This is a genomic window from Ruegeria sp. YKSD179, from assembly GCF_059612885.1.
Map to the genome: position 1 here is coordinate 127,178 of NZ_JBXWRL010000002.1, position 17,856 is coordinate 145,033.

A 17,856-nucleotide genomic window follows, 5' to 3' on the forward strand; every position below is an offset into this window, starting at 1 on the left:
CAGTCACATGGTATTTATCAGCCAAACTGTTGCTTGAACCTATCCACACACAATCGGAAACCGTCTTCGAAATTTCCATTGCCGGGGTGGTAAACGCTTTCGAATGAAATAACGCCGTCATAACCATCAGATCTAAGCGCGTCGGCAATGGGTTGAAACAGATCCGCCAACTGGCCTTCACCCATTCGGCGGACTTCCAGTGTGGCTCTCGGAGTGTCGACTTTTACATCCTTTATGTGGATATGGCCCAAATAACCGCCCCGCAATTCATTGTAACCATCCGGATATGCAAGCTCGTGGCACCAGCAGTTATTCCCTGGGTCCCAAAGCACTTTCAAAGTGTCTTTGGCGTCCAAGTCGTCAATCAATTTACGGGCCGTGTAGTTAGAATTGACCAGGGTGCCGTTCCCGGTTTCCACCACAAGTCTTATACCTTCTGACTTCGCCAATTCGACGGCCGGTGCAATCAATGGCGGCATCGTGTCCCAGACGCCATGGGCTACATTCCACTTTTCGGCCCCGTTTTTACCCCAGAGAATCTGTTCTTTCCTTTGGGTCATAATGCGCACTAACGGCGAACCAACGGTGTGTGCCATGTCGATGACACGCTTTAAAGCGTCCATGTGCTTTGTGTGCAGCTCATCACCGGGTTTGTTTGCCGCAGTCATGCCCGCAAAAATATGTCGTGACAGACAGGACACCGGTTTACCTCGATCACGTAACAGCGCGTTGATTTCGGCAATTTCCTGAGCAGTATGATCGCCGACCTCTGTATCGCCGACAAACTGAAGCTCTGCGTACTCCAGATCGAATTCGTCCATCACATCTACGGCGTGAGTTAGGTCACGACTGATTCCATCGCAAATTACACCAAGTTTCATTGGAAAACTCCCAGTCTTCAGCGGTGCAGTTCCGCGCCCACGATTTCTTCGATCACGCGCGTGCAGATCCAGTTGTCACCGTCAGGGTATTTGGTTTTTCCGGCGTGAAACACTTGCATGGCTGACGATGCGGTCTGCATAGGGACCCCAAGTTCACTGGCCAGTGCAAGCGATATCGTCAAATCTTTGTGCATGGTCGCTATATGACTGCCTGTTGCGACAAATTTGCGGTCAATGATGTTTTCAAGCGCAGTGTTAACAACACCGCATCCCGCACTGGAAGATGAGAACACGTCGAGCAGAGCCTGGCCGCTGACCCCTGCCTTAGCGGCAAGAGCCGCAGCTTCGAACGTGGCCGAAAAGATCGACCCGATCAAAGATTGGAGGCACGCCTTGACTGTCTGGCCGTCGCCGGGATTGGCGCCGACCCGGTGGATGGTTCCCGACACTGCCTGCATTGCCTCTGCGTTTCGGTCCAGAACATCCGGTGCTCCGGCAGCCATCATCGTTAGTGTGCCATTCTGAGCGCCCGGAAACCCACCAGATACAGGAGTGTCGATCAGATTGATACCCGAGCCTTCCATGTCTCGGCCAATTGCACGAGCTTCCGCGGGCTTTACGGTTGCCGAAAGGATGACCGTCCCGCCCTTGACCATGTTTGTGACCAGGCCATCTTCACCCAGAATGACTTCTCTGGCCTGATCTCCATTCATTACCATGACAAAAACACAGTCTGCGTGGGCACCGACCTCGCCGGCAGAATCTTTTGCTTTGCCACCCATCTCAGCAAAAGCACTCATGCGGGTGTTGCTCAAATCGAAACCAGATGTTTCGAAACCATTTTTAATAAGGTTCTTGGCCAGGCCGCTGCCCATATCGCCAAGACCGATTACGCCTGCGGTTTTCATATAGAAACCTCCCGTTTTTCAGCCGTTCGAATACAGGCTGACGTTTCGAAAATGATGCTGCAAGGCATCGGTTTTCGCGGGGATTTCACGCGCCTTGTCCAGACGCCGGGCGAGTCCGGAAGACACCCCGCTGCCCGTTTAGGTGACACCAGTAAACGAAGAAAGCGGATTGCAGGCAAGCAAAGAAGTGTCACCGCCAAAAAGAAATTTGAATGGCGGTTTCACTTACGTGAACGCCGCCATCACCCCGCGCAATTCAGCCAAACCCCGCAACCGACCGATCAAGGGGTAACCCGGAGTGCTGTGGCCGCCCAGATCGCCCAATAACTCCTGTCCGTGATCGGGGCGCATAGGGATTTGCCAGTCTTGCCGCCCGTCAGTTTGGCGACGTTTTTCTTCGGCCATCAGCTCCCGAACGGTACCAACCATATCTGTGTCGCCTTCAAGATGTGCCGCTTCAAAGAAGTCGGGTTTGCTGTCGTCGGATTGGGCGATGCGTTTCGTGTTGCGAAGGTGCGCAAAGTGTATCCGATCGCCATGTCTTCGTACAAATTCTGGTCCATCGAAATCGGAGCTCACCCCGAGGGAGCCAGTGCATAATGTGGCACCGCTGGACGGTAGATCGACCGCGTCCAAGACCGCGCTATAGTCATCCGAGCTGGACACTACACGCGGCAGACCAAGCAGTGAAAATGGTGGGTCATCGGGGTGACAGCACAATCGTAACCCCAGCTGTTGTGCGATCGGGGCCACTTCAGAGAGAAAATCAATCAAGTTCCCACGCAGTTTGTCGCGATCAATCCCGGAGTAAGTTCCCAGTAACGTACGTACGTCTTCGACGCTCCACTGATCGTTGGCACCTGGCAATCCTGCGGTGACGTTGTTTTGCAGTTGAACTTTGGCCTGGTCCGACATGCCCAAGAATCTGGTTTTAGCGGCGTGTCGCATCTTTTCAGAGTATTCGTCTTCGGCACCAATACGCCTTAAGATGTGTATATCAAATACTGCGAAATCTGTCAGATCGAACAGCATAGCCGTTCCACCGTGCGGCTGCGGTGCACGTAAGGAGGTGCGCGTCCAATCCAAGATTGGCATGAAGTTGTAGCATACGGTTTCAATCCCGCGCGCGGCCAGCGCCTTTAAACTGGATTTATAAGCTGACACATGTTCTGCCATATCCGCAGATTGCGTTTTTATCGCCTCTGAAACCGGCAGGCTTTCAACCACATCCCAACCAAAACCACTGGAGGAAAGTAACGACTGGCGATCGGATATTGATTGTTCATCCCATGGCTGTCCTGGAGGGATATGATGTAGAGCTGTTACAATACCCTCAACACCAACCTGATGCAGGTCATCCAATTCTATCGGGTCTTTTGGGCCGAACCAGCGCCAACATTGTTTCATGGCATCCATCCTGAGTATAGTGGGTGGTCAGGTCTAATAGGTAGGCTTACCCGTTCGCCAGTGCGCGCAGCATGATAAATCGCCGTAACAAGACCGACAGAGGCCGCACCGTCCCTTAGTGTAACTGCCGAATTCGGCTCCGAACGCAAAGCCTTGCCTACTTCGGTGAAAAACCCCTCGAACCCAGTTGGTTCCCCGGGCGCCCGCGCAATTGCGTCATCTATGGTTCTCTGCATGGAAGGATCCCGCGCGACGAAATTCCACGGGGGTTGACCCGGCGCGTAGGGTTCCAGACCGGAGGTCGCGGTCAAATTCTCAAACACAATTCGCAATCGAGTTTCGTCCTTTGCGGCGCCCAAAGTGATATTGCTGGTGCATAGAGCTCCAGAGTTCATGCAAAATGAAATAGCCGCGCAGTCTTCAGTCTCGATTGGGTTTACCCGAGTTGTCGTCATTGCAGACACGGTGGCTATTTCACCGGCCAAGTGCATTAAAAGATCATGGTTGTGAATAGCGTGCCCCAAAACTGCCCCACCTTGTTCACCTGCCCAGGTTCCACGCCATGGAACCGAGTAATAGTCAGGTCCGCGGGACCAATGTGTCTCCAACGCCGCTGTTTGAACCTCGCCGGTCAGGCCTTCTCGTTGTAAATGCCTTAGCTGCGCAAGCGACGGGCCCCATCGATATTGAAAGACGGGAAATACTTGTTTCCCAGCACGAAGAGCCGCTTCAATTATCCTGTCCACGTCTTGCATCGAAGTGGCCAGAGGTTTTTCACAAATGACGTGTTTTCCAGCCGCCAGCGCATCGAGCGTGACCGAAACGTGAAGATGTGGGGGCAGGCAAACGTCGATTACGTCGATCTCGGGATCATCAAGAGCCTCTTGGGTATCGGTCATCGCGATGAAGTCGTTATCGCCCCGAATTTCTTCTATGCGGGCGGCATCTTTGTCGGCAACGGCTGACACATGAAACTCTTCGTCCAACTTTTTGAATGCGGTGAGATGTTGGCGACCAATGCCAGCACCCAGAATTGCAACATTGATCATTCTACTTCCGCCATTTCCTGCGCGCGTAGGGCCAACTCCATGACCGTAAAGCAATGGGTCTGCGTCATCGCAGTCTCAGTTCGATGTTCAATGTCACTCGCCAGACGCGAGAAATACGGAAGACCAGCGTCAGACGCGTCAATCTTTTCGCAGATTTCAGAATTCACTATGATCATGTGATCGGTTCCAGGTGCGCCGCCCACATCCACGTATTTCCTGAGCTCAATGTAGCCTTCTGTACCAAGAATTGTCAGTCGTCCGTCGCCCCAGTTTGGCAATGCGTCCGGTGTGTACCAGTCCACGCGGATGTATCCGGTCGCACGTTCGCTACGTAGATTGATTTCGCCGAAGTCCTGCAATTCAGGATCGGTTGGGTTGGCATAGTTGGCAACAAAGGCATTCGTAATTTCGGCAGAGGCTGAACTGGTGTAATGCAGAAACTGGTCGATCTGATGAGACGCAATATCGGTCAAAATTCCACCAAATCGGTCTCGTCTAAAAAACCAGTCAGGCCGAGTTGGTCTGTTCAATCTGTGTGGACCCAATCCGATCGTCTGAACAACTTGTCCAATTGCTCCGGCTTCAACAAGCTCTGTCGCGCGGGTGCTAACCGCAGTTTCGAACCGTTCGGAAAAGTTGACTGACCAAATACGCCCTGTTTCTGAAACCGCTCTTTTTATCCGTCCCAACTGTTCCAACGTCGTGCAGCCGGGCTTGTCGCTCATCACGTCCATCCCATTTTGCATGGCCCAGATGGCCAAATCCGCGCGATCTGCGGGGATTGACGAAATCAAGGCCAGATCAGCGCCGCTGCCAAGGGCGTCCTCCAGTCGATCCAAACGCGGCACATCGGGAAACCGTTTGATAAAACCGGGCAGTGTTTCGGGCTCCCCTTGCGTCCAGTAGCCGACGCATTTCACGCCAGCTTTTTGCAAGTTTTCGGTCATACCGTAGATGTGACGGTGGTCCAGCCCGAGGGCTACACAGGTTAGCGTCATTGAGAAACTCGTGTGGTTTGGCCAGTTCGATTTGCGGCCTGCATTGCATCAATGACGGCATGGGTTAACAATGCGGTACGCCCAGTGGACATAGGCTGCGTTCCGAACCTGATCGAGTTTGCAAAATCTTCGATAACTGACTGATGCCATTCGTGCGTAAAAGCCATCGGATCAGCGCCACCCCCAGTTGAAGCTGTCTCCCCGATCACTGTTTCTTTGCCGTCCAGATAAGTTAGTGTCAGAACACCCGACCCCAAATGGGCTTTGGCCTTGGTGCCTTGTATCGTAATAGTTTCAGCTGCGCCTGGAAATTCGGCAGTGGTCGCCGTCATCGTGCCAATGGCACCGTTTTCCATCTCAAAAATTGCTCCGGCCCAGTCCTCGGCCTCCAATTCATGCAATGGTGTCTTCCTCATCATCGCCTGAATGGTCGAAATTGGCCCCAATAACCACATTGCGAGGTCCAGCGTGTGTATTGCCTGAGAGATCATGACCCCTCCACCATCCCGCGCATAAGTGCCTCGCCCAGGTGCATCGTAATAGCTTTGATCGCGCCACCACGGCACACGAATATCGACAGTCGCGATCTTTCCCAGATCGCCGGAATTCAAGGCTGACTTTAAGGCTTTGGAGGCCTCACGTGCACGATGCTGAAAAACAATGCCCAACGGAATCTTGTTTGCGTCGCAAAGTTCGACGATCTCTGTGGCGGCACTCATTGTTCTTTCGATTGGCTTTTCCATCAAGACCGGTTTGCTTGCTGCCGCCAGGGTCTTTATCAGTTCCAAGCGTTGGTCAGGGGGCGTCGCGACGATAGCAAAATCCACGCTGGGATCATTCGCAACTTCTTCGATTGAGTTGAACGCCTTGGTGTCGTGGTTGTCAGCAAAACTGGCTGTCTTTCGAGGGTCACGTCCCAACACCCCGGCTAGGTTGAGATCTTGATCTGACGCGTTTATCGCAGCCACATGGGTGCCTGCGACCATACCCAAGCCAATCAACGCTATATTCATTTATCCCCCCAACATACGGTGCCACTCTGAGACTTTGTACGTGAAAGATGCAAGCCGTAAAAAATATGTTAACAAGTGCGCAGACTAATGGCGGAGGCAGAAATTGACAGGCATTTTGAAGGGGATGGCAGAAGAGCTTTACCTTGGGGTCAAGGACTTGCCTATTGTATCCCCACACGGGCATTGCGACCCAAGTTGGTTCGCAAATGATGATCCATTTCCGAACCCGGCTGAGCTATTGGTTGTTCCGGATCACTATGTTTTCAGAATGCTCTATTCGCAGGGTGTTCCGTTGCACCAACTTGGTGTAGGCAAAGAGGGGCGCAAAACCGACCCACGCAAAATTTTTGCCACTTTTGTCGAACATTGGGATCTTTTTCTGGGAACGCCGTCACGCGTTTGGATCAGCTACGTGCTGCGCGAAACACTGGGAATTTCAGAAGATTTGTCTCCACAAACTGCCAACGAAATTTATGATCAGATTTCAGAGCGGCTGGCGCGGGACGAATATAAACCACGGGCATTATTCAATAAATTCGACATAGAAGTTCTGGCGACAACAGATTCGGCATTGGACGATCTCTCTCATCACAAGGCAATCCATGAAAGCGGATGGGGTGGTCGCGTGGTGCCGACTTTTCGTCCGGACGGGGTGTTGGACGCGACCGACCCAAGCTTTACTCAGAATCTGGAAAAGCTTGAGGTTTTGACAGGCACAGATGTCGGTGGCTTTGCGGGTTTCTTGGAAGCTTTGAGACAGCGCCGGGCTTTTTTCATTGAAATGGGCTGCACGGCAACCGACCACGGAATCCAAGTTGCACAAACCGAATGGTTGGATGATCCGGATGCACTGTACCAACGATTGAAGAAACAGAAAGGGTCAGTGCAGGATGCAAACCGCTTCTATGGGCATATGCTGATTGAAATGGCTCAGATGTCAGTCGAAGACGGGCTGACAATGCAGATTCATGCTGGCAGCAAGCGCAACACGAACCAAGTAATAATGAAAAAGTTCGGCCGGGACAAAGGGGCTGATATTCCGGTTTCAATGGATTGGGTAAATGGGTTGGACGCCCTTTTGAACAGGGTTGGGAACAATGCAGAATTAAGGATCGTGCTGTTTACTTTGGACGAGGCAACGTACGCCCGCGAACTTGCACCTATGGCAGGGCATTGGCCGTGCCTTCGTATTGGTCCACCTTGGTGGTTTCACGATAGCCAGGCTGGTATTGCGCGGTATTTCGATCAAGTTGTTGAGACTGCTGGATATTTTAACTTGGCTGGCTTCAACGACGATACACGCGCCTTCCTTTCGATTCCCGCGCGTCATGATCTGTGGCGCCGGGGTGTAGCCGTGCATTTGGCGGATCAAGTGGCCAACGGGCAATTTGGACGGGAGAGCGCTGAAAGACTGGCAAAGCTGCTTACAACGGACCTCGCTCGGCAGGTTTATGGGTTGGAAAACTAGATGGGCACAATTCTACATTTCGGACTTGGAAATTTCGCTCGTGCACATCTTTTGGATTATACGCAACAAGCCGGTGATTGGGACGTGGTCGGTGTAAGCCTTCGCTCGTCTTCGGTCAGGGATGGACTGGCTAAACAAGGCTATCGCTACGATTTATGCGTGCAAGGGCAGGGCGTGAAGCGGGTCGATATCTTGCGCAATGTTCTCGTTGTTCCGGAAGATCGAGACGCGATTATCAAAGCCGTGGAGAATGTGGAGATCATATCGGCGACTGTAACCGAGAAAGGCTATCATCTGGACGCGAAAGGGCAGTTGAACTTTGCCGACCCGGCAGTCGCGGCTGACCTTGCAGGGCAGGGACCTTCGACACTTATTGGTTTTCTTGCATTCGGGTTGGTCGGACGAACTAGTCCTGTGACGGTGCTGAGTTGTGACAACCAAGTCGGAAACGGTACGGCGTTGAAAGGTGCAGTTGTCGAATTCGCGGCCGCCGCAGAATTGGAAATAGACTGGAGTGCCATTCGCCTCCCAAATTCGATGGTGGACCGGATCACTCCGGCCACAACAGATACCGTCCGCGCTATAAGCGGCGATCCGATGGCTGTTCCAACCGAAGCGTTTTCGGAATGGGTGATTGAAGACGATTTTGCGGGGCCACGACCAGATTGGCCGGGTGTTCAGATTGTTCAAGACGTAGCGCCGTACGAAATGCGAAAGCTTCGCATGTTGAATGGCGCACATTCATTCTTGGCGTATGCCGGGCTCGCGAGGGGTTTGGAATATGTGCATGAGGCTGTTCAAGACCCAGTTTTGCGCACACTTGTAATTCAGTTGATGAAAGATGCCGCTTCAACTTTGCCGTCTCAAATTCAGGATCAGGTTTCAGCTTATTTGGATGCGCTGATGAGAAGGTTCGAAAACCCGGAGTTGGCTCATCGTTTGGACCAAATAGCAATGGATGGGAGTCAAAAGCTGCCTTACCGGTTTGTTCCTACGTTGCGGGAAACGGGATCGAATGCGGTTGTTGAAGGAATGCGAGCGTGGATATCGTATTGTCTTACGGAGACAGCTAATGGCAGGCTTGTAAACGATCCCAAAGCTGTCGAGATCGCTCGAATAGCTAAACAATCTGAACCCGAAATCGGATTATTGAAACTCATAGGGGCCGAGGATTTAGCGCAGCTTATTCAGGAATAATAGCGCCCCTAAACTGCACAACCTTGGATGCCATCGCATGACCAGCCAGCAATGCCTCGGCCTGCGATTTTCCGGACAACAAAGCGGCCAAGTATCCTCCATTAAAACTGTCGCCGGCGGCAGTTGTATCCACAACGTTTTCCGCTGGCAAATAGGTTTGATGTACCTCTTCACCGATTGAAAGGGGACCTTGTGCGCCACGTTTTAAGGCACCAAGGCCGGGGTGTTTGGCGAACCGATCGGCGACTTGTTCGGCGCTTTCACCAAACAAGGCCATCTCGTCGTCGATCGATGGCAAGGCCACGTCTGCACGGTGCCAAAGCCGTTCATTAATTTGCCGGGCGTGATCAGCACTTTCCCAGAGGCGTGGTCGATAATTGCTGTCGTAGATAAACTTGGCTGGGTTTCGATCGAGCCAATTCAGCAAAGCAATCCTGACTTCGTGCGGGAGGATGGCCACTGAAATTCCGGACAAGTACAATGCGTCGTAAATTTCCAGTCCACTAAAATCGAGGTCGGAAAACAGTTGCCGCGCAGCGGACTCACTTCGCCAATAAGTAAAGCTGCGTTCACCACTGTGAGATGTTGTAATTGCGTAAAGACCAGGAGATGCACCGGCAATGGTATGGATCTCTGCTGTTCCAATACCATGGCCGGAAATAAACTCGGATATTCGATTTGAAAACGGATCATCCCCAATGCAGGTAACGTAATCCACTTGCAAATCAGGTGCTTGACGGTGCAGGTAGATTGCGGTGTTCAGAGTATCGCCAGCAACGCCCACTATTGCGCCATCATCCAATATGGACAATTCAATCATTGCTTCGCCGATGCAGGCTATTCGAGTCATTTTTTTTCCCGTTTCCAGATAATCAGCCCCGCAGTCATTATCAGTGCAGCACCTGCGAGCGTACTGCCGTCAGGTACTGTTCCAAAAAACAGATAGCCCCAAATCGCCACATAAATCAGGAACGAATAAGTGAAAGGCATCAACTGGTTGGCCGTACCAAATCGATGAGCATTGGTGAGCAGTTGATGTCCGCCCCAACCAAACACGCCTAACCCGATTAGAACAATCAAACCCCAAGCGTTCTCAGGTTGAATCCAGAACCACAAAGCAAATGGCAGCAATACGACTGTTCCGACTAACCCCAGATAAAATTGCATTGTATCGACAGCAACGATTCCGGAAAGTTTTCGGGTCATAATTGAATAGAGCGCTAGCGCCGTCGAATTGTAGATGATAAGGAGCATTGTCGGATGAAATGAGGCTCCAAATGGTCGAACGACAACAAGGACGCCCACAAATCCCAGCAAGATGGCAGCCCAACGCCAAGGGCCAACAGATTCATTCAGCACAAAAACTGAAAGAAAACACACGATGACAGGGCTTGAAAACATTATGGCCGACACCACCGTCAACGGAAGGAATTGCAGCGCGTAGAAATTTAAAACAGTCGCGGATATCAGAAGAAGCGCCCTGCTGATGACCTGCCAAGGATGATCGGTTTTAAACCGGCTTGGATCCACTCCGCCTTTCGCGATCACACCTAGTGAGATCACAAAGTGCCCAGCATACCTCATAAAGGCCAATTGAAACGCCGGAATTCCGGCCACGGCCAGCCACTTTGCGCCCAAATCAACAAAAGAAAACAGCAGCCATGCCGACAGCATCAACAAGATGCCAAGACGCGGTAGGTCCGCGGTTGAGCTGGCGGTGACGGCCATCAATCAGGTCTTGAAGCGATTTACATAATAGTCGACCATTTGGCTGACCATGTCATCTGCCTGACCGTTATCTCGCGCATCGTTTAATGCAGCAAGCGTTCCCTGCGACATTACGCTTGTCACTCCTGCATCTCGCGCCATTTGGTCATAATACCCAAGATCCTTTGCAGCGTTCTTGATCGCAAAAGCCAACTGATTTGGATCTTTCTCAACACCGTACGCTTTCACGAAGTCCATCATGCCCGAGTGCAAAGGCCCGGCGGCCATTACGTCATACACCTGTTTCCGGTTTACTCCTGCGACGTCAGCCATCGCAAACGCTTCGGCCATTGCGTTTGCGACGGTCATTCCAAAGAAATTGTTGATCAGTTTTATCGTATGCCCCGATCCAACTGCACCGAGATAGAATACGTTTTCTCCCAAGTCCTTCAAAACGGGTTCTGCTCTGTCAAAAGCCGTTTTATCCCCTGAGGTCATGATATTCAGCTTCCCCTCCAGCGCATGTGAAGGTGTCCGGCCAAGAGGGGCGTCCAAGAAGCTGCCGCCTGCGTCAGCAACTTCTTGAGCCAAAGCTCTGGTGCTGCCAGGAAGCGAAGTGCCAAAATCAACAACAATAGCCCCATTATTCAGTCCGGAAATGACGCCGTTATCCCCGCGCATGCGGTTTTCGACCTGTTCAGATGTCCCCATACAAAGCATCACTATGTCGCTTGATTTTGCCAGCTGTTTAGCGTTTTCAGCTTCGCGCGCGCCACGGACGATTGCCGCATCCAAATAAGTTCGATCGCGATTGCCAAGTACTGTAATTGAATACCCCAAGTCCTGCAGGCGGTTAACCATGGCTCCGCCCATTAGTCCCAGGCCGATGAACCCAATAGATGGTTTGCTCATTGGTTTTCCTTTCAATCTGTAAAGTCGGTTTCATCAACGCATCTGAAGCCGAGGTTTCTGTTTTTTAAGCCCGACAACGCCCTGAAATCGATCCTCATTCTTTTTGACCTGGGCCAGGTAGACTGCCCATTCGGGATAATCGCAATTAGATTTCAAGCCCTAGCTTGAATGTGAGTTACTTGCTCTTTGAGCGCGGCTTCTATCGTAGTTGCGACGGCTAGAGTTCGCGCTGCATCGGAAACGTCGATAAGCGGAGGCGCACCATCGATCACTTCTAGGAAATGATCTAACTGAGCCTCAAGCGGAGTTCGTTTTTGAACTGGTTTTGGCAGCTGCTCTTTTTGCGCTGCCGTACCCCAATCACGACCGTTCCACAGGTTCAGCGACGGGAAACTAATTGCACCTTCGGTACCCGTGATCCACATCATGTCTTGATGAGTTGTGCCAATATTTGGGTTTTCGCCAATACCAGCCTCAAAACCCCATGGGCTGGGAGTAGTATCGGCAAAGCTGATTGTTCCAGTCGCGCCATTATCAAACGCAATCGCTACCGCTCCGCTTTCTATTCGGTTCGCTCCACGGACCGAAGCCCCGCGTAAGGCAACAACTTCGGAGATTTCGCCGATTGCGAAGCGTAGTACGTCTATATCGTGGACTAAATTTATCATGACGGGGCTTCCGCCAGAGGTGCGCCAGTTTCCCTCAAAATAACTGTCTGGCTTGCGCATTGCCCAAATCAACGAAACGTTTACGACCTTACCGATTGCGCCTTGTTCAATGTGGCTTTTCAATCTTTGCAAGGTCTGATGATAACGCCGGTGGTGGCCGACAAGGGTGTGTATGCCTGCATTTGAAACAGCATTTTTTAGTGTTTCGGCTTCTTCCAAACTTTCTGCGACCGGCTTTTCGATCAACATATGCCATCCCCTCGATGCAGCAGAAACGCCGTGCGTCGCGTGAAGATGCGTTGGTGTGGCGATGATAACACCATCAACCTCTTCGTTGACGTCGTCCATAGAAACAAAGCGCTTTGCGTCTATCTCAATCGATGTATCGGGATCTGCTAGGCCAACCAACGTGCAGTTGGGGTTTTGTTTTACTGCGTGAACGTGCCGAATACCAATGAGTCCGCCCCCAACGACCAGCAACCGCTTCACATTACCGCTCCGATTTGCCAAGGTACGAACTCGTAATCACCAAGTCCCTGAGCTTCTGATTTGCTCGCCTCGCCAGAGGCAACGCGCAGGAATAGCTTATAGATCTCTCGGCCCTTATCCTCGACTGACACGCCATCGGTCAGAATGGTGCCTGCATCCACGTCCATATCCTCAACCATGCGTTTGGCCATAGTCGAGTTTGTCGCAACTTTGATGGTCGGGCTGGGCTTTGATCCAAAGGCCGACCCGCGCCCAGTTGTAAAGCACACGAGGTTGCAGCCAGCGGCAATCTGACCTGTGACAGATGCAGGGTCATACCCGGGGCTGTCCATGAAAACGAAACCGTTCGCAGTGACGGGTTCAGCGTATTTGAAAACGCCGTTTAACGGAGAGGTCCCTCCCTTGGCGGCGGCCCCGAGGGATTTTTCAAGGATCGTGGTCAAACCGCCTGCCTTGTTTCCGGGCGACGGGTTGTTGTCCATCGAGCCCTTGTTGCGCTCGGTATAGTCTTCCCACCAGCGCACCAGACCGACCAACCGCTCGCCGGTATCTCTGTCAACGGCGCGGCGGGTCAGCAAGTGTTCGGCCCCATAGATTTCGGGGGTTTCAGCCAGCACGCCGGTACCGCCCTGTGCTACCAGCAGATCGCAGGCATAGCCCAACGCTGGATTGGCAGTAATCCCGGACCAAGCGTCTGAGCCGCCGCATTGCAAGGCGACCATCAGTTCAGAGGCGGGGCACGGCTCGCGCTGTGCTTCATTGGCGATGGGCAACATAGCCGAGACCTTTTCGATCCCCAGTTCCACCGTCTTGCGCAACCCGGCGACAGACTGAATGTTCATTACTTGAAAACAGGGTCCCTGACGCAGGCCGTAAGCTTCCAGCAGCCAGTCGATTTGGTTCATTTCGCACCCCAGTCCGACCATGAGAACTCCGGCGTGGTTGGGGTGGCGTGCGTATCCCCACATTACGCGCTGCAGTGCTTCGAACCCTTCTCCGTCGCCTCCGATACCGCAGCCGGTTCCATGCACAAAAGCGACGACGCCGTCGACATTCGGGTACTTTTCCATAATGTCGGGCGTGAAGTGGTTGGCAATCATGCGCGCGGCGGTGGCCGAGCAGTTTACCGAAGTGACAATCGCGATGTAGTTACGTGTTCCGACACGACCATTGGCACGACGGTACCCCATGAAAGTGTCTCGATCAGCCTCGGACACCGGTGTCACCGGACGCAGGTCCGTTGCGTATTCGTAAGCGGTATCGGTATTGCGAAAGTCCACATTCTGAGTGTGCACGTGATCGCCCGGTTCTATGTCCTCGGCAGCGTAGCCGATCAGTTGAGCGTACTTGCGGATTTCAGCGCCCTTGGCGATGGGGGCAATGGCGATCTTGTGGCCTGAAGGAATAAGCGCACGCGTGGCGCATGCTCCGATTTGCGTTCCTGCTTCGAGAGCGCGGGTCGCGGTGACGACATTGTCGGACGGATCAAGACGGACGTAATGTTTCATGAGTCAGGCGCAATATGGTCCGGAGGTGGGCCACCGATGTTGTTCAATATGAGGGCTGTTGGCGACACGCAGGCGCGTATCCTCCCAAAGGCCGCGCCATTTGCGCCAGTCCCGCAATTCGGTTTCCGGCTTTGCGCGCGACCTTGCGACAAAGCTGGGAAAATGGTCGCGCCCGGTGCTTTGGCCGGTCACATTATAGCGCAGATCAAATGACCAGCGGTATCCGTCTGAGCGGTTCGACAGACTTGCGTGCGGAGTGAGCGGATGAAAGATTACGGCACCGCCGGCTTTCACGGGGCACGGAACAGCCTCTTGCTGTGGCAGATAGCGTTCGCGGATGCCGGTTTGTTTGAGCGAGCAGTGCGGCAGCAATTCCGTTCCGCGACCTGGTTTGACTTGGAGGCAACCGTTCTCGACCGTGGCGTCCGTTATGGCGAGCCAAACGGTGATCATCTCGGTCTTATCGGCGCTTTCCAAAGTCACTCCCTGATCCTGATGCCAGTCGGTCGATACGATGTGCGCCCGGATCTCGTCCTTTGCGACATTTCTTTCGGGTGGCTTTATCCGGACGTGCTGTATGGGGTTTGACGTAAGTTCAGGTCCGATGAGGCTCTCGACAATGTCGAGAATACGCGGATGCGTTGCCATGTCGAATACCGCCGGCCCAAAATGCATGGGCGTTTCTTCGGTGATGTCAGCGTGGGGCAGGGAAATATCGAGCGGTTGATACCAGTCGAAACCGGATTTGTAAGCCACATCCAGTTTGTCCCAAAATCCCATATCCGACGTGGCGGCCTGCACTTTGCCCTCGGCGTGCCAGCGGTGGTAAAGCTTGTCCATCAAAGCCGCGTACTCATCGACCACAGCCTGACGAGTGGCTTCGTCAATGACGTTTTCCAATACAAGATAGCCGTCGCGCTCAAACTGCGACTTTTGTTCTTGCGTCAGCATGGTGTTACCTCCTTACAAAAGGATCTCGACGATGGGCGGCCAGATCAACAGCACAGACAAAGCAAGCAGCTGTATGCAAATGAACGGCAGGAACCCGCGGAAGATATCTGTCAGCGATATGTGAGGAGGCGCAACCGATTTCAGGTAAAAGGCCGCCGGACCAAAGGGTGGTGACAGAAAGCTTACCTGCATATTCATACAAAACAGAACCCCGAACCACACAGAAAGGTGTTTGGGATCCAGCTGGCCAATGAAACCGATTTCTTCAATCGGGAGCTTGCGCACGATAGGCAGGAATACCGGGATGATCAGCAATACGATGCCGACCCAGTCCATGAATGCGCCCATGAATAAGAGGATGACCATCATGCTAAGCAGGACCAGCATGGTCGGCATCTCAGAGCCGACGATCATATTGGCGATAAATGTGGGGCCTCCTGCAAGGGTATAGGCACCTGCCAGCGCCGCAGCACCAATTGTAACCCAGATGATTGTCCCGGTAGACCGCAACGTGCGCATCAGACCGTCCCAGACCAATGGCACTTTGCCTGGTGCCCGCATACACCAGTAAAAGAACACTACGATGTAGGTCATGGATATCCAGATCGCTTTTTGCTCGCCGCCGATAAAGGTTCCAAGGCCAAAGGCGACGATTGTCGTGGCGATCAGGATGGCGATCACCTTGATCATGTTGTCTTTGAATAGCGCCTTCCAGTCCGGCCAGCTGCGGTCCATGATGATCGAAATCAGAAAGACTGCGAGCGCGCCCATTCCAGCAGCTTCGGTAATGCCCGTGATCCCTCCGTAGATGGAGCCGAGAACGACGCCGATGATGGTAAAGGGCGCAACAAGACCCTTGCCGTATTTCCACCCAAGTGCGCTGCGCTTGCGTCCAAATACAAACAGCGCCAGCACCAGAAAACCGCCCAGCCACGCTGCGATATAAGGAATGTGATAGGGCATCCCCAGCGAGATCGGATCTTCGCCTTCCTCAAGGATATACTGTCCGCTAACAAGGAAAAACAACGCGCGCAATAAGAGTACGGAAGCGCCCGCTGCGCCCATGATCGACAGGAATGCTCCGAAAAGTGCTCCTTTGTGCATCCCGTCCGTTTCATGGGGTTTTCGCTCCGGCAGCGGGGCCTGACTTGGGTCCAGATTAACGCGCACCAGAATGTAGATGATGATGAATGAGGCCAGCATGAAGCCGGGAATGAAAGCACCGGTAAATAGGTTCTTAATCGATGTCTCGGTGATGAGACCATAAATGATCAGAACGATTGAGGGCGGGATCATGGTGCCCAAAGATCCTGAGGCACAGATCGTGCCGATTGCAAGATTCTGGTTGTATCCGAGCCTCAGCATCTGCGGCAAGGCGATCAGACCCAGCAGAACAACTTCGCCTCCAATGATGCCGGACATCGCTGCCATGATGACAGCCATCAGGGAGGTTACAACGGCGATGCCGCCACGCACGTTCGACAGCCAATAGTCCAATGCGTCATACATGCCTTTGGCGATCCCCGATCTTTCCAGCAGGGCCGCCATGAAGATGAACAATGGAACCGACAACAGAACATATTCGGTCATAAGATCGAATATCTTCTGTAAGAGAATGTAAAGTGCCCCGGTTCCCGGTCGTGCCGTCAGCATGCCGGGGATGTTCAGATCCGGACACGTTGCCCAGAGATAGCACTGCGGGTCCGTCAGCAGCGTCGGTTCGAACTTCAGCACAAGTACAACAAGCGCCAGAGCACCCGAGGCGAGACCAAGCGGCATCCCGATGGCCAGCAGAACAATTAGGCCGCAAACGACGACAAGCGAGATCGTTCCAATATCCATTACTTGTCTCCTACTGCGCGTTTGATGGCTTCAAGCTCTTCTTCATCAATGTCGTCGGCGGCGGTGTGTTTTTCAGGTTCGAGATTCCAGTCACAGATTAAGTTTATCACCGCCTGTATTGCCACAAGGCAGATGATGATCAGAACAGCGGGCTGAACCGTTGCCGGGATAGGTGGGTCAAAGGCCGTGCCGAAAAGCTCCCAATTGTGGAACTTGGTGATGAACACCTGCTTGTAGCTGCCAAAAACCAGACCGGCGGCGAAGATCACGAAAACAAGCGTCCAGATTGTGTCGAAAATCTTTTGCAGCCAGCGCGGGCACACATCGTAGAGGATAAAGATCCGGATGTGGCTGCGCTGTTGCATCCCGTATAGACCCGAGCACAAAAAGACGAACCCGCCAATCCAGAGTGTCAGCTCATTTGCCCAGAGTGTAGGGGCCTCAAGGGCGTAGCGCAGGAAAACCTCATATAGCATGACGCTGGTCATGAGCAGGATCAGCATCATCGTTACCCGTCCAAAGAACAGCGCAAACCGATCTATGGGCCTGTAATGCTGAAACTCCATCGAGGCCACGCGAACGCCGCGCATACCCAAGATCAGAAAGACTGGAAGCAGAAACAGCGCGGTGTAGTCGATGATGTCCGCAAATCCGCCAAAAAGGCCGGGAAGATTGGGCGCAATATCCGACCCTTCCAGCACAGCTGTAATTTGTGCCAGCTTCGATTCGTTTTCATGCGGAGCCCAGGTCAGGATATATGCAGGTATGTGCCAGATCGCCCAACTTGCGCAGAGCACGAAACACATAGGGATCACCCATTCCCAAAAGGTACCCGTTTCTTCTTCCACGATCATTCCT

At 52.9% G+C, this 17,856-nt stretch carries 16 protein-coding genes; 2 read left to right on the forward strand and 14 right to left on the reverse strand.

Annotation, left to right across the window (positions count from 1 at the left end; genetic code table 11):
* Positions 1 to 17 precede the first annotated feature (17 nt).
* The 6 genes from AC2FNE_RS00880 to AC2FNE_RS00905 form a co-directional block, all read right to left on the reverse strand.
* Complete coding sequence (locus AC2FNE_RS00880; protein ID WP_170604026.1) at positions 18 to 881, reverse strand: sugar phosphate isomerase/epimerase family protein; 864 nt, start codon at positions 879 to 881, stop codon at positions 18 to 20.
* A gap of 17 nt (positions 882 to 898) precedes the next feature.
* Positions 899 to 1,789 (reverse strand): NAD(P)-dependent oxidoreductase, encoded by an 891-nt coding sequence (locus AC2FNE_RS00885; protein ID WP_170604024.1) that lies wholly within the window; start codon positions 1,787 to 1,789, stop codon positions 899 to 901.
* 225 nt (positions 1,790 to 2,014) lie between these two features.
* Positions 2,015 to 3,196, reverse strand: a complete 1,182-nt coding sequence (gene uxuA, locus AC2FNE_RS00890; RefSeq protein ID WP_496804595.1) for a mannonate dehydratase — start codon at positions 3,194 to 3,196, stop codon at positions 2,015 to 2,017.
* Positions 3,193 to 4,245, reverse strand: a complete 1,053-nt coding sequence (locus tag AC2FNE_RS00895) for a Gfo/Idh/MocA family protein (protein ID WP_170604020.1) — start codon at positions 4,243 to 4,245, stop codon at positions 3,193 to 3,195. The genes uxuA and AC2FNE_RS00895 overlap by 4 nt, the downstream gene beginning before the upstream one ends.
* Positions 4,242 to 5,243, reverse strand: a complete 1,002-nt coding sequence (locus AC2FNE_RS00900; RefSeq protein ID WP_170604018.1) for a Gfo/Idh/MocA family protein — start codon at positions 5,241 to 5,243, stop codon at positions 4,242 to 4,244. The genes AC2FNE_RS00895 and AC2FNE_RS00900 overlap by 4 nt, the downstream gene beginning before the upstream one ends.
* Entirely contained in the window at positions 5,240 to 6,256 is a 1,017-nt protein-coding gene (locus tag AC2FNE_RS00905; protein ID WP_496804596.1) for a Gfo/Idh/MocA family protein, read from the reverse strand. The genes AC2FNE_RS00900 and AC2FNE_RS00905 overlap by 4 nt, the downstream gene beginning before the upstream one ends.
* A gap of 124 nt (positions 6,257 to 6,380) precedes the next feature.
* On the opposite strand from AC2FNE_RS00905, the gene uxaC reads away from it, so the two are divergent.
* Together uxaC and AC2FNE_RS00915 are read left to right on the forward strand one after the other, a co-directional pair.
* Complete coding sequence (gene uxaC / locus AC2FNE_RS00910; RefSeq protein ID WP_496804657.1) at positions 6,381 to 7,724, forward strand: glucuronate isomerase; 1,344 nt, start codon at positions 6,381 to 6,383, stop codon at positions 7,722 to 7,724.
* Positions 7,725 to 8,921: a mannitol dehydrogenase family protein gene (locus AC2FNE_RS00915; protein WP_496804597.1), complete on the forward strand. Its 1,197-nt coding sequence runs from the start codon at positions 7,725 to 7,727 to the stop codon at positions 8,919 to 8,921.
* Here the strand turns inward: AC2FNE_RS00915 and AC2FNE_RS00920 are convergent.
* From AC2FNE_RS00920 to AC2FNE_RS00955, 8 genes are all read right to left on the reverse strand, one after another.
* Entirely contained in the window at positions 8,908 to 9,771 is an 864-nt protein-coding gene (locus AC2FNE_RS00920) for a sugar kinase (protein ID WP_170604012.1), read from the reverse strand. The genes AC2FNE_RS00915 and AC2FNE_RS00920 overlap by 14 nt on opposite strands.
* Positions 9,768 to 10,649 (reverse strand): DMT family transporter, encoded by an 882-nt coding sequence (locus AC2FNE_RS00925; protein ID WP_170604010.1) that lies wholly within the window; start codon positions 10,647 to 10,649, stop codon positions 9,768 to 9,770. The genes AC2FNE_RS00920 and AC2FNE_RS00925 overlap by 4 nt, the downstream gene beginning before the upstream one ends.
* Positions 10,650 to 10,652: 3 nt before the next feature.
* Entirely contained in the window at positions 10,653 to 11,540 is an 888-nt protein-coding gene (locus AC2FNE_RS00930) for an NAD(P)-dependent oxidoreductase (protein WP_170604008.1), read from the reverse strand.
* A 152-nt stretch (positions 11,541 to 11,692) separates the two neighbouring features.
* On the reverse strand, positions 11,693 to 12,697 hold the full coding sequence (locus AC2FNE_RS00935) for a Gfo/Idh/MocA family protein (protein ID WP_170604007.1): 1,005 nt from the start codon (positions 12,695 to 12,697) through the stop codon (positions 11,693 to 11,695).
* Entirely contained in the window at positions 12,694 to 14,205 is a 1,512-nt protein-coding gene (locus AC2FNE_RS00940; RefSeq protein ID WP_170476222.1) for a UxaA family hydrolase, read from the reverse strand. Before AC2FNE_RS00940 ends, AC2FNE_RS00935 begins: the two co-directional genes overlap by 4 nt.
* 3 nt (positions 14,206 to 14,208) lie before the next feature.
* Positions 14,209 to 15,156, reverse strand: coding sequence for a phytanoyl-CoA dioxygenase family protein (locus AC2FNE_RS00945; RefSeq protein ID WP_170604005.1), 948 nt, complete (start codon positions 15,154 to 15,156; stop codon positions 14,209 to 14,211).
* 12 nt (positions 15,157 to 15,168) lie between these two features.
* A complete protein-coding gene (locus AC2FNE_RS00950; protein WP_170604003.1) occupies positions 15,169 to 16,998 on the reverse strand; it encodes a TRAP transporter large permease in 1,830 nt (609 codons plus the stop codon).
* On the reverse strand, positions 16,998 to 17,852 hold the full coding sequence (locus AC2FNE_RS00955) for a TRAP transporter small permease subunit (RefSeq protein ID WP_170604001.1): 855 nt from the start codon (positions 17,850 to 17,852) through the stop codon (positions 16,998 to 17,000). The genes AC2FNE_RS00950 and AC2FNE_RS00955 overlap by 1 nt, the downstream gene beginning before the upstream one ends.
* Between the last annotated feature and the right edge of the window lie 4 nt (positions 17,853 to 17,856).

Coding starts and splice junctions, on each gene's coding strand:
- AC2FNE_RS00880 (WP_170604026.1), bottom strand. CDS start 881: ATGAAACTTGGTGTAATTTGCGATGGAATCAGTCGTGACCTAACTCAC.
- AC2FNE_RS00885 (WP_170604024.1), bottom strand. CDS start 1,789: ATGAAAACCGCAGGCGTAATCGGTCTTGGCGATATGGGCAGCGGCCTG.
- uxuA (WP_496804595.1), bottom strand. CDS start 3,196: ATGAAACAATGTTGGCGCTGGTTCGGCCCAAAAGACCCGATAGAATTG.
- AC2FNE_RS00895 (WP_170604020.1), bottom strand. CDS start 4,245: ATGATCAATGTTGCAATTCTGGGTGCTGGCATTGGTCGCCAACATCTC.
- AC2FNE_RS00900 (WP_170604018.1), bottom strand. CDS start 5,243: ATGACGCTAACCTGTGTAGCCCTCGGGCTGGACCACCGTCACATCTAC.
- AC2FNE_RS00905 (WP_496804596.1), bottom strand. CDS start 6,256: ATGAATATAGCGTTGATTGGCTTGGGTATGGTCGCAGGCACCCATGTG.
- uxaC (WP_496804657.1), top strand. CDS start 6,381: ATGGCAGAAGAGCTTTACCTTGGGGTCAAGGACTTGCCTATTGTATCC.
- AC2FNE_RS00915 (WP_496804597.1), top strand. CDS start 7,725: ATGGGCACAATTCTACATTTCGGACTTGGAAATTTCGCTCGTGCACAT.
- AC2FNE_RS00920 (WP_170604012.1), bottom strand. CDS start 9,771: ATGACTCGAATAGCCTGCATCGGCGAAGCAATGATTGAATTGTCCATA.
- AC2FNE_RS00925 (WP_170604010.1), bottom strand. CDS start 10,649: ATGGCCGTCACCGCCAGCTCAACCGCGGACCTACCGCGTCTTGGCATC.
- AC2FNE_RS00930 (WP_170604008.1), bottom strand. CDS start 11,540: ATGAGCAAACCATCTATTGGGTTCATCGGCCTGGGACTAATGGGCGGA.
- AC2FNE_RS00940 (WP_170476222.1), bottom strand. CDS start 14,205: ATGAAACATTACGTCCGTCTTGATCCGTCCGACAATGTCGTCACCGCG.
- AC2FNE_RS00945 (WP_170604005.1), bottom strand. CDS start 15,156: ATGCTGACGCAAGAACAAAAGTCGCAGTTTGAGCGCGACGGCTATCTT.
- AC2FNE_RS00950 (WP_170604003.1), bottom strand. CDS start 16,998: ATGGATATTGGAACGATCTCGCTTGTCGTCGTTTGCGGCCTAATTGTT.
- AC2FNE_RS00955 (WP_170604001.1), bottom strand. CDS start 17,852: ATGATCGTGGAAGAAGAAACGGGTACCTTTTGGGAATGGGTGATCCCT.